The sequence below is a fragment of the Paenilisteria newyorkensis genome (assembly GCF_000766145.1).
GTDB lineage: Bacteria > Bacillota > Bacilli > Lactobacillales > Listeriaceae > Listeria_A > Listeria_A newyorkensis.
In genome coordinates this window covers 23702-44627 of record NZ_JNFB01000039.1, presented here as the reverse complement: position 1 = coordinate 44627, position 20926 = coordinate 23702, and the positions used below count along the sequence as shown (strand labels likewise).

Below are 20926 nucleotides of genomic sequence, written 5' to 3'. Positions count from 1 at the left end.
CAATTTAAATGTGGAACCTGTCCAGTTTTCTATTTTACGCCAGTTGGTATAAAAAGTCCATGAAATAAATAAGTATCTACGGTATTCTGCATCTTTTTTTTATGCTATAATGGCGGAGATACATAGTTCGAAATAAAAGGAGTTTCTAAACCAATGGAAATGATCATTTTGCTTTGCCTCATCGCCTATATTCTTGGCTCCATCCCATCAGGTTTGTGGATCGGAAAAATTTTCTATAAAAAGGACATTCGTGATTTCGGAAGCGGTAATCTGGGCGCGACCAACTCCTTCCGTGTTCTTGGTGTTAAACCAGGCATCGTCGTCACCTTGATGGATATTTTGAAAGGAACCGCCGCAACACTTCTACCGTTCTTTTTCCAGTTAGATGTCAACCATCATTTCTGGTTGCTTACGGGTATTTTCGCCATTATCGGACATAGTTTTCCGGTTTTCGCGAAATTCAAAGGTGGGAAAGCTGTTGCAACGTCTGCAGGAGTCATTCTAGCCTATGCACCTTGGCTGTTTTTAGTCGCACTAATCATCTTTGCCCTATCTCTAAAAATCAGCAAATACGTCTCGCTTAGCTCTATGATCGCCGCTGCGAGCGCACTGGTTATCTCGTTATTCTTCCAAGACTGGATTCTAGTCGGTATCATCGCGGCGATTGCAGTGTTCATTATTTACCGCCATATACCAAACATAAAACGCATCAAAAAAGGCGAAGAACCAAAAATAAGTTGGATGTAGTATCAAAAAAGAAGCTGGCCGCGGCCAACTTCTTTTTATTTACCCAATAGTAATCGTATATTCGCTAGAAAAATCAGCACCCACAGCGAGCGTCTCGATCCCTAGCTTGTCCTTAAGCTCCACAGATTCACCCTTCGCATCCGCAATTCCAAACCACGGCTCGATACATAAGAACGGCGTACCTGGCTTCGGCGTCCAAATCCCAACGTATTTAAAATCAGGAAATGCTACCTTCACAAAATGACGATTTTTTCGTGAGCGAATCGTTACCTCATTTTTCGTTAATCCTTCAAAAATAAGCGCATCATTACCAAACAACTCGTAATTCAGCGGTAATTTCTTCGCATCCGCAATTTTCTTTTTCTCCCCGGACAAATACGGTCCCGAAAGCGTCAACGAATCGAGTACTTCCTCTGCCGCAAATTCCAGATAATAATCCTCAAACACCTCACCCGGCACAAATGGCACATTAAAAGCAGGATGCGCGCCAATCGAGAAATGCATCGTTTTGTCATCCAAATTCATCACGTGATAGCCAACATGAATCGTTCCACCTTCAATCCGATAAGCAATCTCCAAAGCAAAACGAAACGGATAAATCGCAAGGGAATCCGCGTCAGACTCCAATCGTAATGTAATCGATTTCTCTCCTTGCTCCGTCACATGAAATACGCGATCACGCGCAAAACCATGTTGTCCCAAATGAAACGGCTTGCCATCCACCAAATACGTATCCTCTACTAACCGGCCCACCGTCGGGAATAAAACCGGCGAATGTCTTGCCCAAAAAGCACCATCTGCATGCCATAAAAACTCTTTTTCCGAATTCTTATCAAAGATTCGTGTTAATTCAGCGCCATCTTCTTTTAATTCTACCAGTATCGTATCGTTTTCTAATTTTAGCATTATTTATCACCATTCAAATGAAACCGCTCTAATTGATCCCATTCGCCTTCTTTTTTTAGTACCGTTCGTTGTATATCACCAAACAAATCATAGTGAGGATAGGCTCCGTGCCGTCTGTCAATCCATTCCGGTTTAAAACCATACGTTGCACCCCACGCTTCCAGTTTCGCTATATCCGCACAAGCAGCCTTTGTCACCGTTTTTGAATCAGGGAAACGATCATCCAGCCAATAATGCGTCAAAAACGCGATTTCCCCGCTGTCCGCTCGTTTTTTCCATGCCTCAAGTTCCGCTCGTTTCACACCAAAAGCCATTGTCCTCACCTACCATTACGATTTCATTGCCTCTAAATAGGCCTCATGCCACGCCGGGAAAGCCCGTCTCGTGCTCACTGGTTTAAAATCAGCTTTGCGAACTGCGATGTGCTCCGTCTCACCAGAAATATGTATCTCACTGCCGCCTTCTTGCCTGATTTCATACCCATACACAATCCGAAACCCATCATACGACTTGATCCACGTCTTCACAACCGCTTTTTGCCCATACTTCATCGCTTGCTTATACGAAATATGCACATCTAAAACTGGCGAAATATAGCCTTCCTGCTCCATATCAAAATAGCGCAAACCGATGCTCTCCAGAAAATCAGTACGCCCAATCTCCATCCACACCAAGTAATTCGCATGATACACAATGCCCATCTGATCCGTCTCCGCATAACGCACAACGATTGTCGACTCATGATACTTCACTTAACTTCCCCTCCTTCCATCACAATATCCATTCTACCACGACGAAAAAACTTCCACAATTATAATAATAGCAGAAGTTTCTTGAATTTATTTTTTTAATCAATGATTTTTTAATTTTTCCAATTCTACTAGGAATTTATCATTCAAGACACGGATAAATGTCCCTTTCATTCCAAGTGAACGAGAATCAATAACGCCGGCACTTTCTAATTTACGAAGCGCATTAACGATAACTGAACGCGTAATCCCTACACGGTCAGCGATTTTAGAAGCAACTAGAAGTCCTTCTTTACCATTCAACTCATCAAAGATATGCTCAATCGCTTCTAACTCACTGTAAGAAAGAGAGCTGATTGCCATTTGAACAACCGCACGGCTACGCGCTTCTTCTTCAATTTCTTCTGCTTTTTCATGTAAAATTTCCATCCCAACAACTGTTCCGCCATACTCAGCAAGCAACAAATCATCGTCCGTGAAATCATTTTCTAGACGAGAAAGAATCAATGTACCAAGACGTTCGCCACCACCAACAATAGGGACAATCGTCGTTAAACCTTTGACAAAAAGATCACTATTCTCAATCGGGAACGCTGTGTACTGGCTAGAAACCTCCAAGTTAGAAGATGTTTCATTTACATTGAAAAGGCTGTTCGTATATTCTTCAGGGAATTGGCGTTCCACTAGCATTTGTTTCATACGCGCGTTTTCGATTGGTAAAACTTCTGAATAACCAAGAAGCTTTCCTTTACGGCTCACAACATACGTGTTTGCTTCGATAACATCCGCTAACGTATCCGCCATTTCTTTGAAGTTAACCGTTTTACCTGCTGCATTTTGTAACATGGCATTAATTTTTCTTGTTTTTGCTAATAAGTTCATTATTAGTCCTCCTAAAATTTTTATAAAATAAATTGCGTTAAATCTTTATCCATCATAATTGTGGCTAATTTGTCGTTCACATAACTTTCTGTTACCGTGACAGACTCTAGTGTAATCTCTGGCGCTTCAAAAAGCAAGTCTTCTAGTAATTTTTCTAGAATCGTATGCAATCTTCTAGCACCAATGTTGTCCGTTTCTTGGTTGACATGAAAGGCGATTTCAGCTAACCGCTCTACGGCTTCTTTTGTAAAAACAAGTTCAATATCTTCGGTCTTCAGCAATGCTTTATATTGTTTAATTAGCGCATTATCCGGCTCCGTTAAAATTTTCACGAAATCTTCTTGGGATAATTTATCTAACTCAATCCGGATTGGGAAACGCCCTTGAAGCTCTGGAATTAGATCGGACGGTTTCGACATGTGAAATGCTCCAGCTGCGATGAAAAGAATATATTCTGTGTTGACTGTACCATATTTCGTCGCGATTTGCGAGCCTTCAACAATCGGCAAGATATCCCGTTGCACACCTTCACGCGATACTTGGGCATTGCCACCACCTTGACCACCACTTGCAATTTTGTCAATCTCATCGATGAAAATTATACCCATTTGTTCAGCGCGTAAAATGGCTTCTGACGCCACTTCATCTTGATCAATCAGTTTCGAAGCCTCATCTTCAAACAAGATTTTGCGCGCTTCTTTCACAGTTACTTTGCGTTTCTTCATTTTTGACGGAAATAGGCCTGAAAAAGCGTCCTGCATGCCGCTCATTTGATCCATACCGGTACCGCGGAACATGTCTGCCATTGGGCTTTGCTGTTCTTTCACCTCAACGGTTACGTAGTCATTATCCAAATCGCCACTCTTTAGTTGCCATTCGATTTGACTGCGTTTGGAGCGTACTGTGTCATCCTCAGGTTCCGTTTCTTCTTCTGCCTGCTGATTTCCACCACCAAAAAGCATTTCTAACGGGTTTTGCGATGCCTGCTTTTGCTTCTTCTTACTCGGCGCAAGCAATTTCACAAGACGTTTCTCCGCATTTTCTTCCGCTTTTACACGAACAATCTGCATTTTTTCCTCTTTCACAAGTCGCACCGAAACCTCTACAAGATCACGAACCATGGACTCTACATCACGCCCAACATACCCAACCTCTGTAAATTTCGTTGCTTCTACTTTGGAAAATGGTGCACGAACGATTTTAGCGATACGGCGAGCAATTTCCGTTTTTCCGACACCAGTTGGACCAATCATCAGAATATTTTTAGGAATGACCTCATCTCTGATCTCATCTGCCATCAATGAACGGCGATAGCGATTCCGGAGTGCAACTGCGACTGACTTCTTAGCACCCGTTTGCCCGATGATGTACTGATCTAATTTTTCTACGATTTGGCGTGGCGTTAAATGAATGTTTGACAAATCGAGTCCCTCCTTACAATTGTTCTACAATAATATTATCATTCGTAAATACACAAATTTCGGATGCAATATCTAGCGCATTTCTAGCAATATCTTTCGCCTCTAGCCGGTCACCGTCGAAACGCTTCATCGCTCGCCCAGCAGCCAATGCATAGTTACCACCAGAACCAATCGCTAAAATGCCATCATCCGGTTCAATAACCTCACCTGTACCCGACACTAACAATAATTTCTCATCATTCATGACAATCAACATCGCTTCAAGCTTGCGCAAAACATTATCACTGCGCCACTGCTTAGCAAGTTCTACCGCCGCTCGCTCTAAGTTTCCATTATATTCATTTAATTTTCCTTCAAACTTTTCAAAAAGCGTAAAAGCATCCGCAACAGAGCCAGCAAAACCAGCCACTACTCTATCATGAAAAAGGCGCCTTACTTTCTTAGCCGTGTGTTTCATCACGACAGAATTTCCTAATGTTACTTGTCCGTCTCCGGCCATAGCAGATTTGCCATTGTGACGAATTGCAAAAATCGTTGTCAATTTCCATACGCCTCCATTTCTAAAAAAATCAAGCTCTTGGATGGTGTCTCATATAAGTTTCCTTCAAATGCTCCTTCGTGACATGTGTATAGATCTGCGTGGAAGAAAGACTTGCATGCCCTAATAATTCCTGAACCGTTCGCATATCCGCACCATTATTCAGCAAATCAGTCGCGAATGTGTGTCGCAGCATATGAGGATGAATCTTCCTTGTTAAAGAAGCCTTCTCGATCACTTTGCTCAAACAATAACGAATACCTCTTGCTGTCAGCGGATCACCGTAATGATTTATCAACAGCGCTTGGTGTTCCTTCTTATGGTGTTCCATCAAAATAGTGCGGCCACCTTTTGTATAATCATTCACAGCGTCTAACGCAAAAGCACCGAATGGAACGTACCGCTCCTTGTTCCCTTTTCCCCTAATTAAAATGGCTTGATAGGTTTGATCAATGTCAGGCAATAGAATTCCTGCGCACTCACTCACGCGAATCCCAGTAGCATATAATAATTCAAGCAAAGCCCGATCTCGTAAAGTCAACGGATCATTATTCGCGTATACGACATCAAACAATGCCTCCATTTCCTTGGAATAGAAAAATTTGGGCAACCGTAATTGTTTCTTTGCATGTGAAACAATTGCGAACGGATTCTCAATCATAACTTTTTCCCGTAGCAAAAAGGCATAGAAACTGCGCAAACTTGAAATTTTCCGGGCTACAGTTGTGCGGGCAAATTCCTGTTTGCGTAAATATGTGAGATATAGTCTAACATCCATATACGTCACATCTGTAAAATGATTAATTGCTTCCTCCATCATAAATGAATGAAAATCGCGAATATCATGAAGATAGTTAATATTAGTATGTTCTGAATAATTGCGCTCAGTGCTCAAGTAATTGCTAAACTCTTGCTCCCAATTTCGCCCAGTCATCACATTTATACACCTCTCAAACAAGTCCATCGTATCACACATGGTGTGATGTTGCAATAATTTTATACATTTTTCGCAACCTTTCGAATTGAACCGGGAAAGTGTAAATTAAAGGATAAAACGGATTCTAATGCGATTCAGTAAAAAATGAACTCACCTAGTTTGTTTAAATTCTATCAGTAATATTTTTCCTCAAACATCAAAAACAAGACAATGCGGCTTCTTTTTATCAAAGCCGCATCCCCTTATTTTTTTATAAAGTCGGAATAACTTCTTTCACTGCTGTGATTGCTCGATTTGCATGTTGTTCATTTCTTTCTTGTTTACTACGAATTTTTGTTGGCAAGTCTGGGAATAAACCAAAATTCACATTCATTGGTTGGAATGTTTTCGTATTCGTGTTCGTAATATAGTACGCCATACTTCCAATGGCCGTCTCTGGAGGGAAAACAACTAACTCTTCGCCTAAAACAAGACGCGCCGCATTAATTCCGGCAGCTAAACCACTTGCTGCTGATTCAACATAGCCCTCAACACCCGTCATTTGCCCTGCAAAAAACAGTTCTGGACGCGCTTTTAGTTGATACGTTGGTAATAAAACTTTCGGTGAGTTAATAAAAGTATTGCGATGCATCACGCCGTAACGAACAATTTCCGCATTTTCTAAACCAGGGATCATTTGGAATACCCGTTTTTGATCTCCCCATTTCAGATGTGTTTGGAAACCAACCATATTATAAAGCGTTCCTGCTGCATCATCTTGACGTAATTGCAAAACAGCGTATGGTCGTTTTCCAGTCTTTGGATCTTCTAAGCCAACTGGTTTCATCGGTCCAAATAACATTGTCTTAATACCACGCTTAGCCATCACTTCAATCGGCATACAACCTTCAAAGAAAATTTCTTTTTCGAACTCTTTTAGTTTAGCTGTTTCGGCAGTTACTAATGCTTCATGAAACGCGTTAAATTCTTCTTCCGTCATCGGGCAATTGAGATAAGCCGCTTCCCCTTTGTCGTATCTAGATTTCAAATATACCTTGTCCATATCGATACTATCTTGCTCAATAATTGGAGCAGCAGCATCGTAGAAGTATAAGTACTCTTCACCAGTGAGTTCTTTGATTTTTCCAGCTAACGCCTCACTTGTTAATGGGCCGGTTGCAATAATGGTTGGACCTTCTGGTATTTCTGTAATTTCCTTATGGTATACCGTAACATTCGGATGCTCCTTCACTTTCTCAGTCACATAGCTTGAAAATTCATGCCTATCCACAGCCAAAGCACCACCCGCTGGAACGGAAGCTTGATCAGCTGCTTCAATAATAATGGAATCTAGCAAACGCATTTCCTCTTTGATAACACCTACAGCATTGGTCATCGTATTCGCTCGTAATGAATTACTACACACTAGTTCAGCAAATTTGTCAGTGTGGTGCGCCGGTGTTTGCTTTACAGGACGCATTTCATATAAGTCCACTTTAATTCCTCGTTTGGCTAGTTGCCAAGCCGCTTCACTTCCAGCCAAGCCTGCACCAATTACATTTACTTTTTTCTCCATTTTTATCCTCCAATTCAGAACAATAGCAACGCGCGATGGTCGCTTGTTGCTACTGTGTCTAGCTATTTTTTTACGCATTCTATTGTTGTGGTTGCTCTTTATAATCACAATTAGTACATTGAATTTGTACACCTTTTTTGAGTTTCTTCTCAACGAGGGCTTTCTCGTTACACTTCGGACACGGACGCGCGATTGGTTTATCCCAAGAAACATAATCACATGCAGGATAGCGATCGCAACCATAGAATATCCGTTTTTTCTTACTCTTGCGTTCAATCACTTGCCCCTCATTACACTTAGGACATGTAACACCAATTTCTTTAACAATCGGTTTCGTGTTACGACAATCTGGAAAGCGACTACAAGCTAAAAACTTACCGTATTTGCCCATTTTAAAGACCATTGGAGCGCCACAAAGATCACAATCAATCCCTGCCGGTTCATCCTTAATCTCGATTTTCTCCATTTCCTTGTCTGCTCGCTCGACATTTTTCTCGAAGCCTTGGTAGAACTGGTCAATAACCTTCACCCACTGCATCTCACCATGCTCTACTTCATCTAACTCCGCTTCCATATTTGCCGTAAACTGTACGTCCAATATTTCAGGGAAATAGTCACGGATAAGTTCATGTACGATTTCACCTAATTCTGTTGGTACAAATCGTTTATTATCCAACGATACATAGTTACGCCGCTGAATCGTATCAAGCGTAGGCGAATAAGTAGATGGTCTCCCAATTCCCACTTCTTCCAAAGTCTTAACCAGTCTCGCTTCTGTAAAACGTGGCGGTGGCTGCGTAAAATGTTGACGCTGTTCTAGCGATTGCGATTCCACTTTGTCGCCTTTTTTCAAGTCTGGCAAAATATTTTCTTTTTCTTCTTTATTATCATCGTTACTTTCCACATAGACCTTCATAAACCCTGCAAATTTTATCTTAGAACCATTGGCACGGAACATGACGCCATTATTATCTAAATCCACTCGCATCGTATCCAAGACAGCTGGAGCCATTTGACTTGCTATGAAACGTTCCCAAATCAAACGATATAAGCGTAGTTGGTCACGACCTAGATATTCTTTGACTTCCTGAGGAGAGCGCATTGCACTGGTTGGCCGAATAGCTTCATGGGCATCTTGAGAACCTTTGGATTTCTTGTCATTTCTCTTTTGCGTACGACCAAATTCCTTGCCATATGTCTCCGTAATAAATGTAGATGCTTCTTGAATCGCCGTATCAGAAATACGCGTGGAATCGGTACGCATATACGTAATCAAACCAACCGTTCCTTGACGACCTAAAGCAATCCCTTCATACAATTGTTGCGCTAACATCATCGTTTTACGAGTTCGGAAATTAAGCTTACGTGCAGCCTCTTGTTGCAAGGATGACGTCGTAAATGGCGCTGCCGGATTACGCAGGCGTTCCTTTTTTACTACATCGATAACTTCAAATTGCTTCCCTTTAATCGTTGACATCACTTCTTTGACATCTTCAACTGTGGAAAGTTTCTTTTTCTTCCCGTTCATACCATAAAAATTAGCTTGGAACTCTTTTTTTCCTTTTTTGAAATTACCATCAATGGTCCAGTATTCTTCTGGTATGAAGGCTTTGATTTCATTTTCCCGATCAATCACGAGTTTGAGCGCGACAGATTGGACACGACCAGCGCTCAGTCCCTTTTTCACTTTCTTCCATAGAATAGGACTGATATTATATCCTACTAGTCGATCTAGAATACGGCGAGCCTGTTGTGCATCTACTAGATCCATATCAATTTTACGTGGATGTTTAAAGGATTCTTTCACAGCTTCTTTTGTGATTTCGTTAAAAACAACGCGTAAATCATCTGTTTGGTCTAAACCAAGACTTGTCGCAAGGTGCCAAGCAATTGCTTCACCCTCGCGATCTGGATCGGCTGCGAGATACACTTTTTTCGCTTTTTTCGCAGCTTGTTTTAGTTCTTTTAAAATAGGACCTTTACCACGAATCGTGATATAACGCGGTTCAAAGTTGTTCTCTGTGTCCACACCCATTTGACTCTTTGGTAAATCCCGTAGATGTCCCATAGATGCCTTTACTTTGTATTTCTTGCCAAGGTACTTCTCAATTGTCTTTGCCTTTGCTGGTGATTCTACTATTACTAAATAATCGGCCATTGTTAATTCCTCCCTAATTTGGGATACGCATTTAAGACGGCGGAGCGCGACAGAATCATTCTTCTGACATTCAGCTTCCGATTTTAAATAGTCTCCAACTCTAATTACAAAAATGAAACGTGTAATCAGTAGTAAATGTTATCCTTAGTTGTGCTATTTGTCAATTCATTTTTATTCCATCTATTTTTTTGCCTGTTCGGAATAATGATGATTCTTTAGCCAACTTATATCAAATACGCGAGAAATGCAAGCCTAATCACTTAAAATGTAGAATTTTATCCTTATTGACGCAATTCTTCCATTATATCTGAAGCTTCCATTACTAATTTCGCTCCTTCTTGAATTAATTTATTCGTCCCAGCAGAGCTAAGTTGAAAAATGCTGCCTGGTACCGCGAAGACTTCCCGATTTTGATTTAATGCTGCATCTGCTGTGATAAGTGAACCACTTCTCTTCTCCGCCTGTACAATCAGCGTTCCCAATGATAGCCCGCTAATAATACGATTTCGTTCTGGAAAATGCCATTTTCGTGCTGTAACATGCGGTGCGTACTCACTTAATACAAGTCCATCGTTCATTATTTTTTCGAACAGTTGCTTATTTTCAAGGGGGTAAAATTGTAAGAATCCACTTCCAATGACCGCAATTGTTTTCCCTCCGACACGTATAGCCTCTCGATGCGCCTCTGCATCTACTCCCATTGCTAACCCGCTTACAATAGTTAACGATTCTTTACAGAGCGGCGCAACTAGCTGGCCTATTATTTGTTTGCCATACTCCGTCATCTTTCGGGTGCCTACGATAGCAAGTTTTTCCCATGCTAATAGCTCTACATTTCCCCTTGCAAATAAAAGTAATGGTGGGTCATACAATTCACGTAATAACGCAGGATAACAAGCATCTTCAATCGATATAAGTGTAATCTGATACCGCTCCAATTCCAATAGTACATTCGCTAAATGAAAGCGAGAAAAATCATCTTTAAATCGTTCGCGCTGTTCTTCTGACATTTCTAGACTTACCGCTATTTCTTCAGCAGAGATCTTTCGTAGCTGCTCTACTGGAAACTCGCGCCATAATCTTCCCAGTTGTTTAACAGAAATCGACGAACAATATTTCATACGCAGTAACCAGTTTTTCATGTATCATTTCTCCTTTACGTTTTCCTTATCTTATCCCCTCATTCCCATTTTGTAAATTGTGTCAAAAACAGCAAAAAAGCAGTTTCAAACAATAAAATCATCTCAACTTCTTTAAAAGATAATTTCTATCGTTGTTACTGCTTTTTCAACTAGCTTTTAGTGCCTAAAAAAATATTTTTCACTGGCGCAAAAGTCAAGCGGTGAATAGGACATACTCCTTGTTTCTCAAGACCATCCAGATGTGCTTTCGTCCCATAACCCATATTCTTCGCAAAACCATATCCAGGAAATTCCTCATCAAATGATGCCATCATTCTATCGCGAGTTACTTTTGCAACAATAGATGCTGCTGCGATTGATACGCTTTTGCTATCCCCTTTGATCAGGGACAACTCATGTTCACAATGTTTCAAAGGCATCGCGTCAATCAGACAGAAATCTGGTTTCAAAGATAATGAATCAACAGCCTCTGCCATCGCTAATTTAGTGGCTTCATAAATATTGACATCATCAATGACCTCATGCGATTTAACACCTATACCGACAGCCAGTGCCTTTTCTAGAATCGTGTCATATAATTGGTCACGCTTCGCCTCATTCAACTGCTTCGAATCATTGACGCCAACGACATCAAAATCAGCCGGCAACACCACCGCAGCAGCAACTACTGGCCCAGCAAGCGGCCCACGCCCAACCTCATCGATTCCGGCGATGACTTGAAACCCCTTAGCTCTGGCCTCATTTTCATAGTATTTCATCGCTTCTAACTGAACAAGGAGCGCCTCTTTTTTCGCCTGTTCACGCCGAAACGTAGCGACTAATTTGGCAACACCCTTACGCTCATCTAAAAGGCATTCTTGAAAAAACGGATCCGCCTCAGAAGTCACAGATTGCAATCGTTCTTTAATTATCGCTAGCTTCTCCGCCATTTTCATCGTCCTCCACTATCAAATCACTTGGAAAATCAAAGGAAACGCGGCCCATTTTCTCTTGGCGCATCTCTCTCACTAGTAATTCAGCCGCACGCGAATAATCAGGATCACGATAGCGATCATAAATACCGCGCCGTTCTGCAATCATCGCCAGGACCTCCGTCGTTTCCTCAGGCAAAGTCTCAATTTGCAGCCATTGATGCAGTTTTTCCGGATAATGTTCCTCTAAAAAGCGCAAGCCAAACCCAGCGATATCTTCCATATGTAGCAAATCATCTTTGATTGCACCTGTAAGCGCCAACTTATAACCAACACGCTGATCTTCAAATTTCGGCCATAAAATTCCCGGAGTATCAAGTAGCTCCAACGTTTTCCCAACTTTAATCCACTGCTGCGCTTTCGTCACGCCTGGTTTATTCCCAGTTTTCGCAATATTCTTCTTCACAAGACGGTTAATCAACGTCGATTTCCCAACGTTTGGAATCCCTAAAATCATTGCCCGAATCGCTCTCGGTTTCATACCACGGCTACGCTGACGTTCAAATTTCTCCGCCATCAACGCTTCGGCAGCCCGTTCGATTTTATGCATCCCTTTCCCTTCTTGTGCGTTCACAGCGACCGCTGGCAATCCGCGTTCCGCAAAATGATCAATCCATTCCTGCGTCACTTTCTCATCGGCTGTATCTGCTTTATTTAAAATAATCACGCGTCTTTTCTGGTGAATAATCTCCTCAAGCATCGGATTAGACGAAGAATAAGGAATCCTCGCATCCACCAATTCAAAAATCACATCCACCAACTTCAATTTCTCTGTTACTTCACGACGGGCTTTTGCCATATGACCCGGAAACCATTGTATTGTCATAATAAACTCCTTTTATCGAATAAACTTCGCGTGCTCCAGTGGCCAATAGCAAATCGGGGTTGTTCCAAGTATTTTCGACTCTGGAATCGGTCCCATAATCCGACTATCCTTACTTGCACGGCGATTATCACCTAACACGAAAACCGTTCCTTTTGGCACAACGCCTCCTGAAATCATGTCTTCTGTACTAAAATCATCTGTTAATAATGCGTTTCCTAGTTGTTTTTTATACGTATCCAGATACGGCTCATCCTGCTTTTTTCCATTGATAAATAGCTCATCATTCTTATACACTATCTTATCGCCAGGTACGCCTATCACACGCTTCACATACTCTCTATTATCATCTTTAAAAATAATCACGTCGAAGCGATTCACATTTCCAAAGCGATTAATAATGACCCGATCTCCATCATGCAGCGTCGGCATCATCGAAGAACCGTCTACCATGACAGGCACAAAAAAGTAGAAACGGATAAGTATCGTTAGAAATAGGCCCAGCACAATCGCCCAGGTCCAACTCCATAATAATTTTAAATTCTTTTCGTTCAAAATCCCATCTCCCCTAAACCTCTTGCTAGACTTATCACCCTTCTGACTTAATTTTTTTATAGTTCTAAGTATACACTAATAATAAAAAAAAAGCTTGGGTCTGGTCCATAACCCAAATAAATCGGCGAAAAGCGCTCGCATTCAGAGAGTTTGGCGAACTTCCGGTTCTCACGTACAGTCGTACGCTCCGCTTCCGGCTTTCACCAAACTCTCTGAATACAAACGCTCTCGCTCGATTTTTTTATAGCAAAATTAAACTCTTACCACAAATAAGATTAGAGATATTCTACTTAGTTCCTTATTTTTGCAACGACTTTCCGAACGAAATGACTTTTCCTAGTACTTTGTCCTCGTCAATAAAGCCAATATAGCGACTATCTTTACTTATAGGGCGATTATCACCTAGCACGAACAATTTGCCCTCTGGTACCTTCGTAGCCCCTCCACACGCTGGAATTGTGGCTAAGGAGAAGTTAGGATTACCTTGCGCACCATCATTTAATGTCGTTAAATAACCATTAGAAAGGTCTTTTTTTGCTTCATCTAAGTATGGTTCGTCATATTTTTTACCATTTATATACAGTTGATCTTGCTTGTACTCCACTGTATCTCCTGGCAATCCAATCACGCGTTTGATGTATTCCGTATCCTTCTCGTCAGGTGCTGGGAATACAATAATATCAAATCGATCTGGACCTGTTACTTTATTAATAAATAAGTGCTCTCCATCATGCAACGTTGGGTACATAGAATCCCCAAATACTGTAACTGGTGAAATCACAAAATAGCGGAGCGCCATGGAAAGTATAACGGCCACAAGGATTACCTGAACCCAACCCCATATTGCCTTACCTTTGCCACGACCAGTTTTTTTAGTCTCATTAGTCTCACTATCCATATCCTCTAGTTCCTCTCTACAATTACTACTAAACACAAGTTAAAGTATAGCATGAAACGCTTTGAAAAAAACAGCAAAATATACTGTGCTAGAGTAATTCTAATCCATTTCTAATATACACTTGCTTTCCTACCTACTGTTTACCCCATTCCCAAAAAGAAAAACGCTAAAATCCATCATCTGGACTTAGCGTTTTCCATTCCATTAAGCGGATGTTTTAATTGGGATAATAGAACCGTCTTCTAACTGTAATTGTGGCTCAGCGTCACCAGTAACGGCTTCTTTCGTAATGATACATTTCTTGATATCATCACGGGAAGGAATCTCAAACATAACTTCCAACATAATATGCTCAATAATCGAGCGAAGACCACGTGCTCCCGTTTTACGAGCAATCGCTTCTTTGGAAATCTCTGATAAAGCTTCTGCTGTAAATTCAAGTTCGACGTCATCAAGTTCTAACATTTTTTGGTATTGTTTCACAAGAGCATTTTTTGGCTCTGTCAAAATCGAGATTAGTGTCTCTTCATCCAATTGCTCTAATGTTGCAATAACCGGTAAACGTCCGATAAATTCAGGAATTAGACCGAATTTCAGTAAATCTTCGGGAACAACTTTAGAAAGATACGTTTCATCTTCTTTTAATTGCTCGTTTTCTGTTCCGAATCCGATGACTTTTTCACCGAGACGATTTTTAACGATTTGTTCAACGCCATCAAAAGCACCACCGACGATAAACAGGATATTGCCTGTGTCGATTTGGATAAATTCTTGATGTGGATGCTTGCGCCCGCCTTGTGGAGGAACACTTGCAACCGTTCCTTCAAGAATTTTCAGCAAGGCTTGTTGCACACCTTCACCGGAAACATCACGCGTAATAGATGGATTCTCTGATTTTCGCGCTACTTTATCGATTTCATCAATGTAGATAATACCTTTTTCAGCACGTTCTACATCAAAATCAGCCGCTTGAAGCAGTTTCAGCAGAATATTTTCGACATCTTCACCAACGTAACCAGCTTCTGTCAGACTCGTAGCATCTGCAATGGCAAATGGCACGTTCAAAAGTCTAGCCAACGTCTGTGCTAGCAATGTTTTACCGCTACCAGTTGGTCCGATTAGGCAGATATTGCTCTTAGATAGTTCCACAGCATCGTCTGCTTTTTCGTTAGAATTGATGCGCTTATAGTGATTGTAAACCGCCACAGCCAATGCTTTTTTCGCACGGTCTTGACCGATAACGTAATCACTTAAAATGCGGCGAATCTCTTGAGGTTTCGGCACATCGCCAAAGTCCACAAATTCAGACACATTTAGCTCTTCTTCAATAATTTCGTTACATAATTCGATGCACTCGTCACAAATATACACGCCAGGTCCTGCAACTAATTTGCGCACTTGGTCTTGTGTTTTGCCACAAAAAGAACATTTCAACGTTCCCTTTTCGTCATTAAATTTGAACAAGGTTTTCACCCCTTCTAATTAAGTGTTTTCATAAGCGTAATGCCTTATAAAACAAGCTTATGTCTGTTTATCATATCACTAGTTTGTGAGAAATGCTATTAAGAAACATTGAGTAGGTTGCATACTTGCTTTGTTTGTATGCGTGTTGAGGTTTTGATTTGGAAAAAATGCGTGCTTTATAAGAAGCTTGAACAGTTGGGTATTTTGATGAGCTTGTGATAAATAGTGGCTTAAGGATGGTATTTTTGTACTTGATGAAGTCCTGTTTCTCCACAGTGGATTCCTCTGATTTAGTCCTTAATTGCCGTAAAAACAACGCTCAAACAAGTTTATGGAACGAATGCTCGCACTCATATTGCGGCCTCTAATTCAGAAAGCAACGTCATAAGCGGCGCAACAAAAGGGCACAAGTTATAAACTCATGCCCTCTCCTAAACATACTAGTGAATTGTCTTGCTTCCTAAAAATTATTCCGCTGCTTTTACTTCTTTAGCATTTTCTACTAAAAGATCGATTGCTTTACGGATTTTAAGGTCAGATTTCAATTCGTTCATATCGCCTAATGCTGCACGAACTGCGTCTACTTCCATGCTGTATTTGTCAGCAAGTGTTTTTACTTCTTCGTCAATGTCTGCTTCTGTTGGCGTGATGCCCTCAGCTTCAGCAATTGCTTCAAGAACTAGGTTAGTTTTTACGCGTTTTTCAGCGTCAGTTTCCATTTGTGCATGCATCGCTTCTTCTGTTTGACCAGTGAATTGATAGTAAAGCTCAGGAGTTAATCCTTGTGCTTGTAAATCTTGCGCAAAGTGGTTCATCATGTGATCTGCTTCGTGGTGAACCATTGCATGTGGAATTTCCACTTCTGCATTTTCTACCGCTTTTGCAATCGCATCATTTTGTTTCGCTTGCACAACGCTCTCTTCTTTTGCTTCTTGTAAGCGTTTTGTTACTTTTTCTTTCAATTCAGCAAGAGTTTCCACTTCTTCGTCGATGTCTTTTGCAAGCTCATCGTCAAGTTCTGGAACTTCTTTTGTTTTAACTTCGTGTACTTTGATTTTGAATACGACCGCTTGACCAGCAAGATCTTCTGCGTGGTATTCTTCTGGGAATGTTAATTCGATATCTTTTTCTTCACCAGCTTTCAAACCAACCACTTGCTCTTCAAAACCTGGGATGAATGAACCTGATCCAAGTTCTAATGAGTGATTGTCTGCTTGGCCGCCTTCAAAAGCAACACCGTCTTTAAATCCTTCAAAATCAAGAATAACTGTATCGCCATCCTCAGCTGGAGCATCTTCACGGACTACTAATTCTGCTTGACGTTCTTGCATGCTCTTAAGCTCAGCATCCACTTCTTCGTCTGTTAATTTCGCATCGCGTGCTTCTACTTCAACGCCTTTGTAGTCGCCAAGTTTCACTTCAGGTTTCACAGTAACTTCTGCTGTTAATACCCAAGCAGCATCTTTTTCCATTGATTCTACATTGATTTGCGGGTTGTCCACTGGATCAATTCCAGATTCTTCAATAGCAGCTGCGTAAACTTCTGGCAACATGATATCTAATGCATCTTGGTACAATGCTTCTTCACCAAAACGTTGGTTAAAAATTTGACGCGGCACTTTCCCTTTACGGAAGCCTGGTACGTTTAGATTTTTACGAACTTTTTGGAACGCTTTGTCCATTCCTACTTTGATTTGATCTTGATCGATTTCGAAAGTTAATGTACCAACATTACCTTCTTTTTTTTCCCATTTTACTGACATGGTATTCCCTCCATACATCTATTTACTGGTTATTAGTCTTGATTCCTCAATACTGATTTCAGTCGCACTCATACATAATACCATAAAACTTATCGACTTGAAAACTACAATCCTCTGGTTAAAGCAGATAATTTTGCTGTGCCTGCTCCATTTTCTCGATAAACTGAGTTGCTTCCATTAGTTCTTCATGGCTTAAATCCGCATTATCTCGCCAGATTTCGCCGTACATTTGCGATAACCACTTGCTGTACGCCTCACTCCAAAGCTCAGTATTCTCAGATGGAAACCGGAATGGATACATGACAAATACGTGTTGTTGCACAATGACTAACAACTGTTCTAAAAGACTCGGATTTGTATGTTCCCATCGCCTTGTTAATTTTTCAATCAATTCTTCTATAAACGGATCACTAGTCAAAAGCGGAATTTTACTAGGATTCACCTGTTCCTCCATGCCCACCTTCTTCACTAAGAAAACGGCATCCACTTTCTTTTCTTGTAAAAGCTCAAATATCATCGATTTCACGAATGGAGAGGTCGTTGCATCTTTTAAGAATAAAGCGAATGGCTCTAAGTAAGGCTCAACATCATGAAATCTTGCCTGTTGCAAAAATTCCAATTGCTCCGCCGTACCCCATTCTAGAAAATTCGTGACACTCCGTCTCGGCTTGATTTTTTTCGGAAATGGAATTACATTACTCGCTTCCTCAGCGCCACTCGTTTCGATAGTGTCCAGCTGCGATTCTTTATCCAGATGTTGCTTCACCAAACTGAAATACGTATCCATCTCGTTCAGCGATAAGAATGTAGCCGATAGCTCACCTAATATTGCCTTGTTGTAGCCATCCATCATCAAGAAAGCCTGTCCAACTTCTCTCGCTTCCTCAAACATCTGTTTCGCATTGTAAAATTTAATTAATGCATAAACAACCGCCTCATTACACGGCTGCTCCACATAGGCTTGTTCCAAAAATTTCTGCACTACATATTCCTCTTCTTCGCCAAGAATCGTGATGCCACCTTTTAAAAACATCTCTACAATAGTAGGAAAAATAATATCTGATCCCTTCATCGCCAAAAAACTCCTCACAGAATAAGTCCATTTTTAATGACGCGCAACCTGTAAGCTTTGTATCTTTCACGCGCACGTCTCCATTTGATTCCATTTTACACGATTTCCCGTCTAGTTGATATTCTTTTTTTGTTTTATTTCTATTGACACACAAAAAACGTGACATATCGCCACGTTTTGAAGGGATTTATTTGAAAAAATCTTCTTGTTTACAACGCAAAATTTCTGCCAGAACCGCTGCTTTTTCTGCCGTTAATCGTACCATCCCTTTCTCCAGGTTGGAGTAACCGCTACTGTATTTATATCCCATTTTTCTTGAAATAAACGCTTGCGAAATGCCTAAAGATTCTCTTCTCTTTCTCACTTTCGCCCAATTGATTTTCTTGTCTGCAGTTGCTTTCATGTGTATCTCTCCATTCTACTCAATTTGTGTTTATAAAACCATAATATCAACTCTAATAGTTACTGTCAAATCGATACAAGTCATTACGTGTAATAAAATAGCTGTATTGTGTAAGTTGTGATATAATATCTTCTAAAAGGAGTGATTAAATGCCAAAACTAAGTCATCGATTAACTATTTTAAGAGAACAGAAAGGTTGGACGAAAGCAGAGACGGCAAGACGACTCGGTCTTAACGCGGTATCTACATACGGTAACTGGGAGTACGGCATCAGAGAGCCCGACATTGAGATGTTACGCCATATTTCTATGCTATTTGATGTTTCTGTTGATTATCTGATCGGTCAAAAAAATGATTCTGACTATAAGCCAAGCGAGATAGAAAAACATCCTGATATCGCGAAAACATTAGAACAAATAAGGCAAGACCTCCGTTTTGAAGAAAATATGCGGCTCGATGCGAAACCCATTCGCCCTGAAGTTGTTAAGTTTATTGACGATACAATTATATTTCTGTTAAATCAGGCGCAAAGCCTCAATACCGAACTTCGCAAGGGCAACTAAAATCGCTTTTTCTATATATATTAAGTTTCAACCTATTCTTTTTGTGGAAATAGGTAAAGACTATAAATATAAATATAAATAAGGGAGGCGATCCATTTGTCTCATTGGTATTTTCAAAAAAATGACAAGACAATTGGTCCATTAACAGATTACGAACTCAGAACACTATACAAAAGAAAGGAATTAACTGCCGAAACGCGAGTGAAGCAAGAGGAAAGCGGAGAATGGCTGCTTTTAAAGGATAGCCCGATTTTCCATACTATTCACGAACCGCATGACGCTCCAAAAGGCCCTAAGAAAGATGTCAATCACCACCCACACGAAAAAAATGGGGTACAACATTTAGGTTTAGGCGATATTTTTGCGGATGTGTTTAAAAAGCATCCTAAGTCAGATAGTGAGAAAGTCTTTATCGCAGGTACCACTTACACAACGCCGAAAGAGGGAGATATTGCATCTTCGTGGACGAGACCGTTCCTGTTCTCTCGTGTATTTTTCGCGCTAGCTATCACATATTTCTTATTGCTCGCTTGTACTTATATTTTTTCTAATTCGAATACGATTCCTGGCTTGATGGTTATTGGGTCATTTACGATGCCGTTTTCAGTGCTTGTGCTATTTTTTGAAATCAATGCGCCGCGGAATATTAGTTTCTTCGATGTTTTGAAAATGTTTTTTATCGGTGGTGTCGCGGCACTCGTTGCCACGCTGATTCTATACGATTTAATCCCTGTTGGAAAACTGAACTATTTTAACGCATTCTTGGTCGGAATCATTGAAGAGACGGGTAAAATGGTCATCGTCGCCCTCTTTATTGTGGCACTGAAGCCAAAATATATTTTGAATGGTTTACTTATCGGGGCTGCTGTTGGGGCAGGTTTTGCGGCCTTTGAATCTCTCGGTTATGCGTTTAATTACAGTATCGAAGCCGCAGCGGTATTTAAAAATCTCCAATTTGCCGGCGATACGATGTTAAGCATTATTTTCTCTCGTGGTTGGCAGTCTATCGGTGGACATGTGGTCTGGGCAGCCATTTCTGGTGCCGCACTTATGATTGCAAAAGGCTCCGATCCGAAGCTCCAAATACGCCATATCTTCACGGGCAGATTCCTTAGCCTATTCATTATCCCGATTGGTCTTCATTTCCTTTGGGATTGTCCTTGGAATCCGCTACCACAGATTGCATTCAAACAAATTTTACTTATCGTTGTTGTTTGGGTTGTTATCTTCTCGCTTATCAATAAAGGTTTACGCCAAATCTCAGGTAAAAAGCCTGCAAAAGCGTAAATTTGCGACCTGTTCTATCTTTTTTTGATAGAATGGGTTTTTTTGTGCGCCGAAATAGTGTACAATGAATGGAATATAATTCGACTTAAAAA

At 40.8% G+C, this 20926-nt stretch carries 21 protein-coding genes; 3 read left to right on the top strand and 18 right to left on the bottom strand.

The features are described from left to right. Positions 1 to 153: 153 nt before the first annotated feature. A complete protein-coding gene (plsY, locus tag EP58_RS12300; protein WP_036093853.1) occupies positions 154 to 747 on the top strand; it encodes a glycerol-3-phosphate 1-O-acyltransferase PlsY in 594 nt (197 codons plus the stop codon). 39 nt (positions 748 to 786) lie between these two features. Here plsY and EP58_RS12295 read toward each other — a convergent pair whose 3' ends face one another. From EP58_RS12295 to EP58_RS12210, 18 genes are all read right to left on the bottom strand, one after another. Beyond that, positions 787 to 1653, bottom strand: coding sequence for an aldose 1-epimerase family protein (locus tag EP58_RS12295; protein ID WP_036093851.1), 867 nt, complete (start codon positions 1651 to 1653; stop codon positions 787 to 789). Next, complete coding sequence (locus EP58_RS12290) at positions 1653 to 1967, bottom strand: hypothetical protein (protein WP_036093849.1); 315 nt, start codon at positions 1965 to 1967, stop codon at positions 1653 to 1655. The genes EP58_RS12295 and EP58_RS12290 overlap by 1 nt, the downstream gene beginning before the upstream one ends. Before the next feature lie 15 nt (positions 1968 to 1982). Continuing rightward, a complete protein-coding gene (locus EP58_RS12285; protein WP_036093848.1) occupies positions 1983 to 2405 on the bottom strand; it encodes an acyl-CoA thioesterase in 423 nt (140 codons plus the stop codon). A 99-nt stretch (positions 2406 to 2504) separates the two neighbouring features. Further along, positions 2505 to 3284 (bottom strand): GTP-sensing pleiotropic transcriptional regulator CodY, encoded by a 780-nt coding sequence (gene codY / locus EP58_RS12280; RefSeq protein ID WP_036077117.1) that lies wholly within the window; start codon positions 3282 to 3284, stop codon positions 2505 to 2507. 20 nt (positions 3285 to 3304) lie between these two features. Continuing rightward, on the bottom strand, positions 3305 to 4705 hold the full coding sequence (hslU, locus tag EP58_RS12275; RefSeq protein ID WP_036093846.1) for an ATP-dependent protease ATPase subunit HslU: 1401 nt from the start codon (positions 4703 to 4705) through the stop codon (positions 3305 to 3307). Positions 4706 to 4718: 13 nt separating this feature from the next. Then, the gene (gene hslV, locus EP58_RS12270) at positions 4719 to 5246 is read right to left on the bottom strand and encodes an HslVU peptidase proteolytic subunit (RefSeq protein ID WP_036093845.1); all 528 of its coding nucleotides are present in this window, start codon (positions 5244 to 5246) and stop codon (positions 4719 to 4721) included. 28 nt (positions 5247 to 5274) lie between these two features. Further along, the gene (gene xerC / locus EP58_RS12265; RefSeq protein ID WP_036093844.1) at positions 5275 to 6177 is read right to left on the bottom strand and encodes a tyrosine recombinase XerC; all 903 of its coding nucleotides are present in this window, start codon (positions 6175 to 6177) and stop codon (positions 5275 to 5277) included. A gap of 253 nt (positions 6178 to 6430) precedes the next feature. Continuing rightward, positions 6431 to 7735 (bottom strand): FADH(2)-oxidizing methylenetetrahydrofolate--tRNA-(uracil(54)-C(5))-methyltransferase TrmFO, encoded by a 1305-nt coding sequence (trmFO, locus tag EP58_RS12260; protein WP_036093843.1) that lies wholly within the window; start codon positions 7733 to 7735, stop codon positions 6431 to 6433. 79 nt (positions 7736 to 7814) lie between these two features. Next, positions 7815 to 9893, bottom strand: coding sequence for a type I DNA topoisomerase (topA, locus tag EP58_RS12255; RefSeq protein ID WP_036093842.1), 2079 nt, complete (start codon positions 9891 to 9893; stop codon positions 7815 to 7817). Positions 9894 to 10174: 281 nt separating this feature from the next. Continuing rightward, the gene (gene dprA / locus EP58_RS12250) at positions 10175 to 11035 is read right to left on the bottom strand and encodes a DNA-processing protein DprA (RefSeq protein ID WP_036093841.1); all 861 of its coding nucleotides are present in this window, start codon (positions 11033 to 11035) and stop codon (positions 10175 to 10177) included. A gap of 149 nt (positions 11036 to 11184) precedes the next feature. After that, a complete protein-coding gene (locus EP58_RS12245; protein WP_036093840.1) occupies positions 11185 to 11964 on the bottom strand; it encodes a ribonuclease HII in 780 nt (259 codons plus the stop codon). Further along, the gene (ylqF, locus tag EP58_RS12240) at positions 11939 to 12832 is read right to left on the bottom strand and encodes a ribosome biogenesis GTPase YlqF (RefSeq protein WP_036093839.1); all 894 of its coding nucleotides are present in this window, start codon (positions 12830 to 12832) and stop codon (positions 11939 to 11941) included. Before ylqF ends, EP58_RS12245 begins: the two co-directional genes overlap by 26 nt. A gap of 12 nt (positions 12833 to 12844) precedes the next feature. Then, positions 12845 to 13384 carry a type I signal peptidase SipZ gene (sipZ, locus tag EP58_RS12235; RefSeq protein ID WP_036093838.1) on the bottom strand — a complete coding sequence of 180 codons (540 nt, stop codon included), beginning with the start codon at positions 13382 to 13384 and terminating at the stop codon, positions 12845 to 12847. 298 nt (positions 13385 to 13682) lie between these two features. Continuing rightward, positions 13683 to 14282: a signal peptidase I gene (gene lepB / locus EP58_RS12230; RefSeq protein ID WP_052164856.1), complete on the bottom strand. Its 600-nt coding sequence runs from the start codon at positions 14280 to 14282 to the stop codon at positions 13683 to 13685. 204 nt (positions 14283 to 14486) lie between these two features. Then, positions 14487 to 15746 (bottom strand): ATP-dependent protease ATP-binding subunit ClpX, encoded by a 1260-nt coding sequence (gene clpX / locus EP58_RS12225; protein WP_036093835.1) that lies wholly within the window; start codon positions 15744 to 15746, stop codon positions 14487 to 14489. Positions 15747 to 16213: 467 nt separating this feature from the next. Beyond that, positions 16214 to 17509, bottom strand: a complete 1296-nt coding sequence (tig, locus tag EP58_RS12220; RefSeq protein ID WP_036093833.1) for a trigger factor — start codon at positions 17507 to 17509, stop codon at positions 16214 to 16216. Positions 17510 to 17627: 118 nt separating this feature from the next. Next, a complete protein-coding gene (locus tag EP58_RS12215; protein ID WP_036093831.1) occupies positions 17628 to 18581 on the bottom strand; it encodes a hypothetical protein in 954 nt (317 codons plus the stop codon). Positions 18582 to 18768: 187 nt separating this feature from the next. Further along, positions 18769 to 18984 (bottom strand): helix-turn-helix domain-containing protein, encoded by a 216-nt coding sequence (locus tag EP58_RS12210; protein ID WP_036093828.1) that lies wholly within the window; start codon positions 18982 to 18984, stop codon positions 18769 to 18771. A gap of 149 nt (positions 18985 to 19133) precedes the next feature. On the opposite strand from EP58_RS12210, the gene EP58_RS12205 reads away from it, so the two are divergent. Then, the gene (locus EP58_RS12205) at positions 19134 to 19547 is read left to right on the top strand and encodes a helix-turn-helix domain-containing protein (RefSeq protein WP_036093826.1); all 414 of its coding nucleotides are present in this window, start codon (positions 19134 to 19136) and stop codon (positions 19545 to 19547) included. A 96-nt stretch (positions 19548 to 19643) separates the two neighbouring features. After that, entirely contained in the window at positions 19644 to 20834 is a 1191-nt protein-coding gene (locus tag EP58_RS12200; protein WP_036093824.1) for a PrsW family glutamic-type intramembrane protease, read from the top strand. Positions 20835 to 20926: the final 92 nt, after the last annotated feature.

Coding starts and splice junctions, on each gene's coding strand:
- plsY (WP_036093853.1), top strand. CDS start 154: ATGGAAATGATCATTTTGCTTTGCCTCATCGCCTATATTCTTGGCTCC.
- EP58_RS12295 (WP_036093851.1), bottom strand. CDS start 1,653: ATGCTAAAATTAGAAAACGATACGATACTGGTAGAATTAAAAGAAGAT.
- EP58_RS12290 (WP_036093849.1), bottom strand. CDS start 1,967: ATGGCTTTTGGTGTGAAACGAGCGGAACTTGAGGCATGGAAAAAACGA.
- codY (WP_036077117.1), bottom strand. CDS start 3,284: ATGAACTTATTAGCAAAAACAAGAAAAATTAATGCCATGTTACAAAAT.
- xerC (WP_036093844.1), bottom strand. CDS start 6,177: ATGACTGGGCGAAATTGGGAGCAAGAGTTTAGCAATTACTTGAGCACT.
- trmFO (WP_036093843.1), bottom strand. CDS start 7,735: ATGGAGAAAAAAGTAAATGTAATTGGTGCAGGCTTGGCTGGAAGTGAA.
- topA (WP_036093842.1), bottom strand. CDS start 9,893: ATGGCCGATTATTTAGTAATAGTAGAATCACCAGCAAAGGCAAAGACA.
- dprA (WP_036093841.1), bottom strand. CDS start 11,035: ATGAAAAACTGGTTACTGCGTATGAAATATTGTTCGTCGATTTCTGTT.
- EP58_RS12245 (WP_036093840.1), bottom strand. CDS start 11,964: ATGGCGGAGAAGCTAGCGATAATTAAAGAACGATTGCAATCTGTGACT.
- ylqF (WP_036093839.1), bottom strand. CDS start 12,832: ATGACAATACAATGGTTTCCGGGTCATATGGCAAAAGCCCGTCGTGAA.
- lepB (WP_052164856.1), bottom strand. CDS start 14,282: ATGGATAGTGAGACTAATGAGACTAAAAAAACTGGTCGTGGCAAAGGT.
- tig (WP_036093833.1), bottom strand. CDS start 17,509: ATGTCAGTAAAATGGGAAAAAAAAGAAGGTAATGTTGGTACATTAACT.
- EP58_RS12215 (WP_036093831.1), bottom strand. CDS start 18,581: ATGAAGGGATCAGATATTATTTTTCCTACTATTGTAGAGATGTTTTTA.
- EP58_RS12210 (WP_036093828.1), bottom strand. CDS start 18,984: ATGAAAGCAACTGCAGACAAGAAAATCAATTGGGCGAAAGTGAGAAAG.
- EP58_RS12205 (WP_036093826.1), top strand. CDS start 19,134: ATGCCAAAACTAAGTCATCGATTAACTATTTTAAGAGAACAGAAAGGT.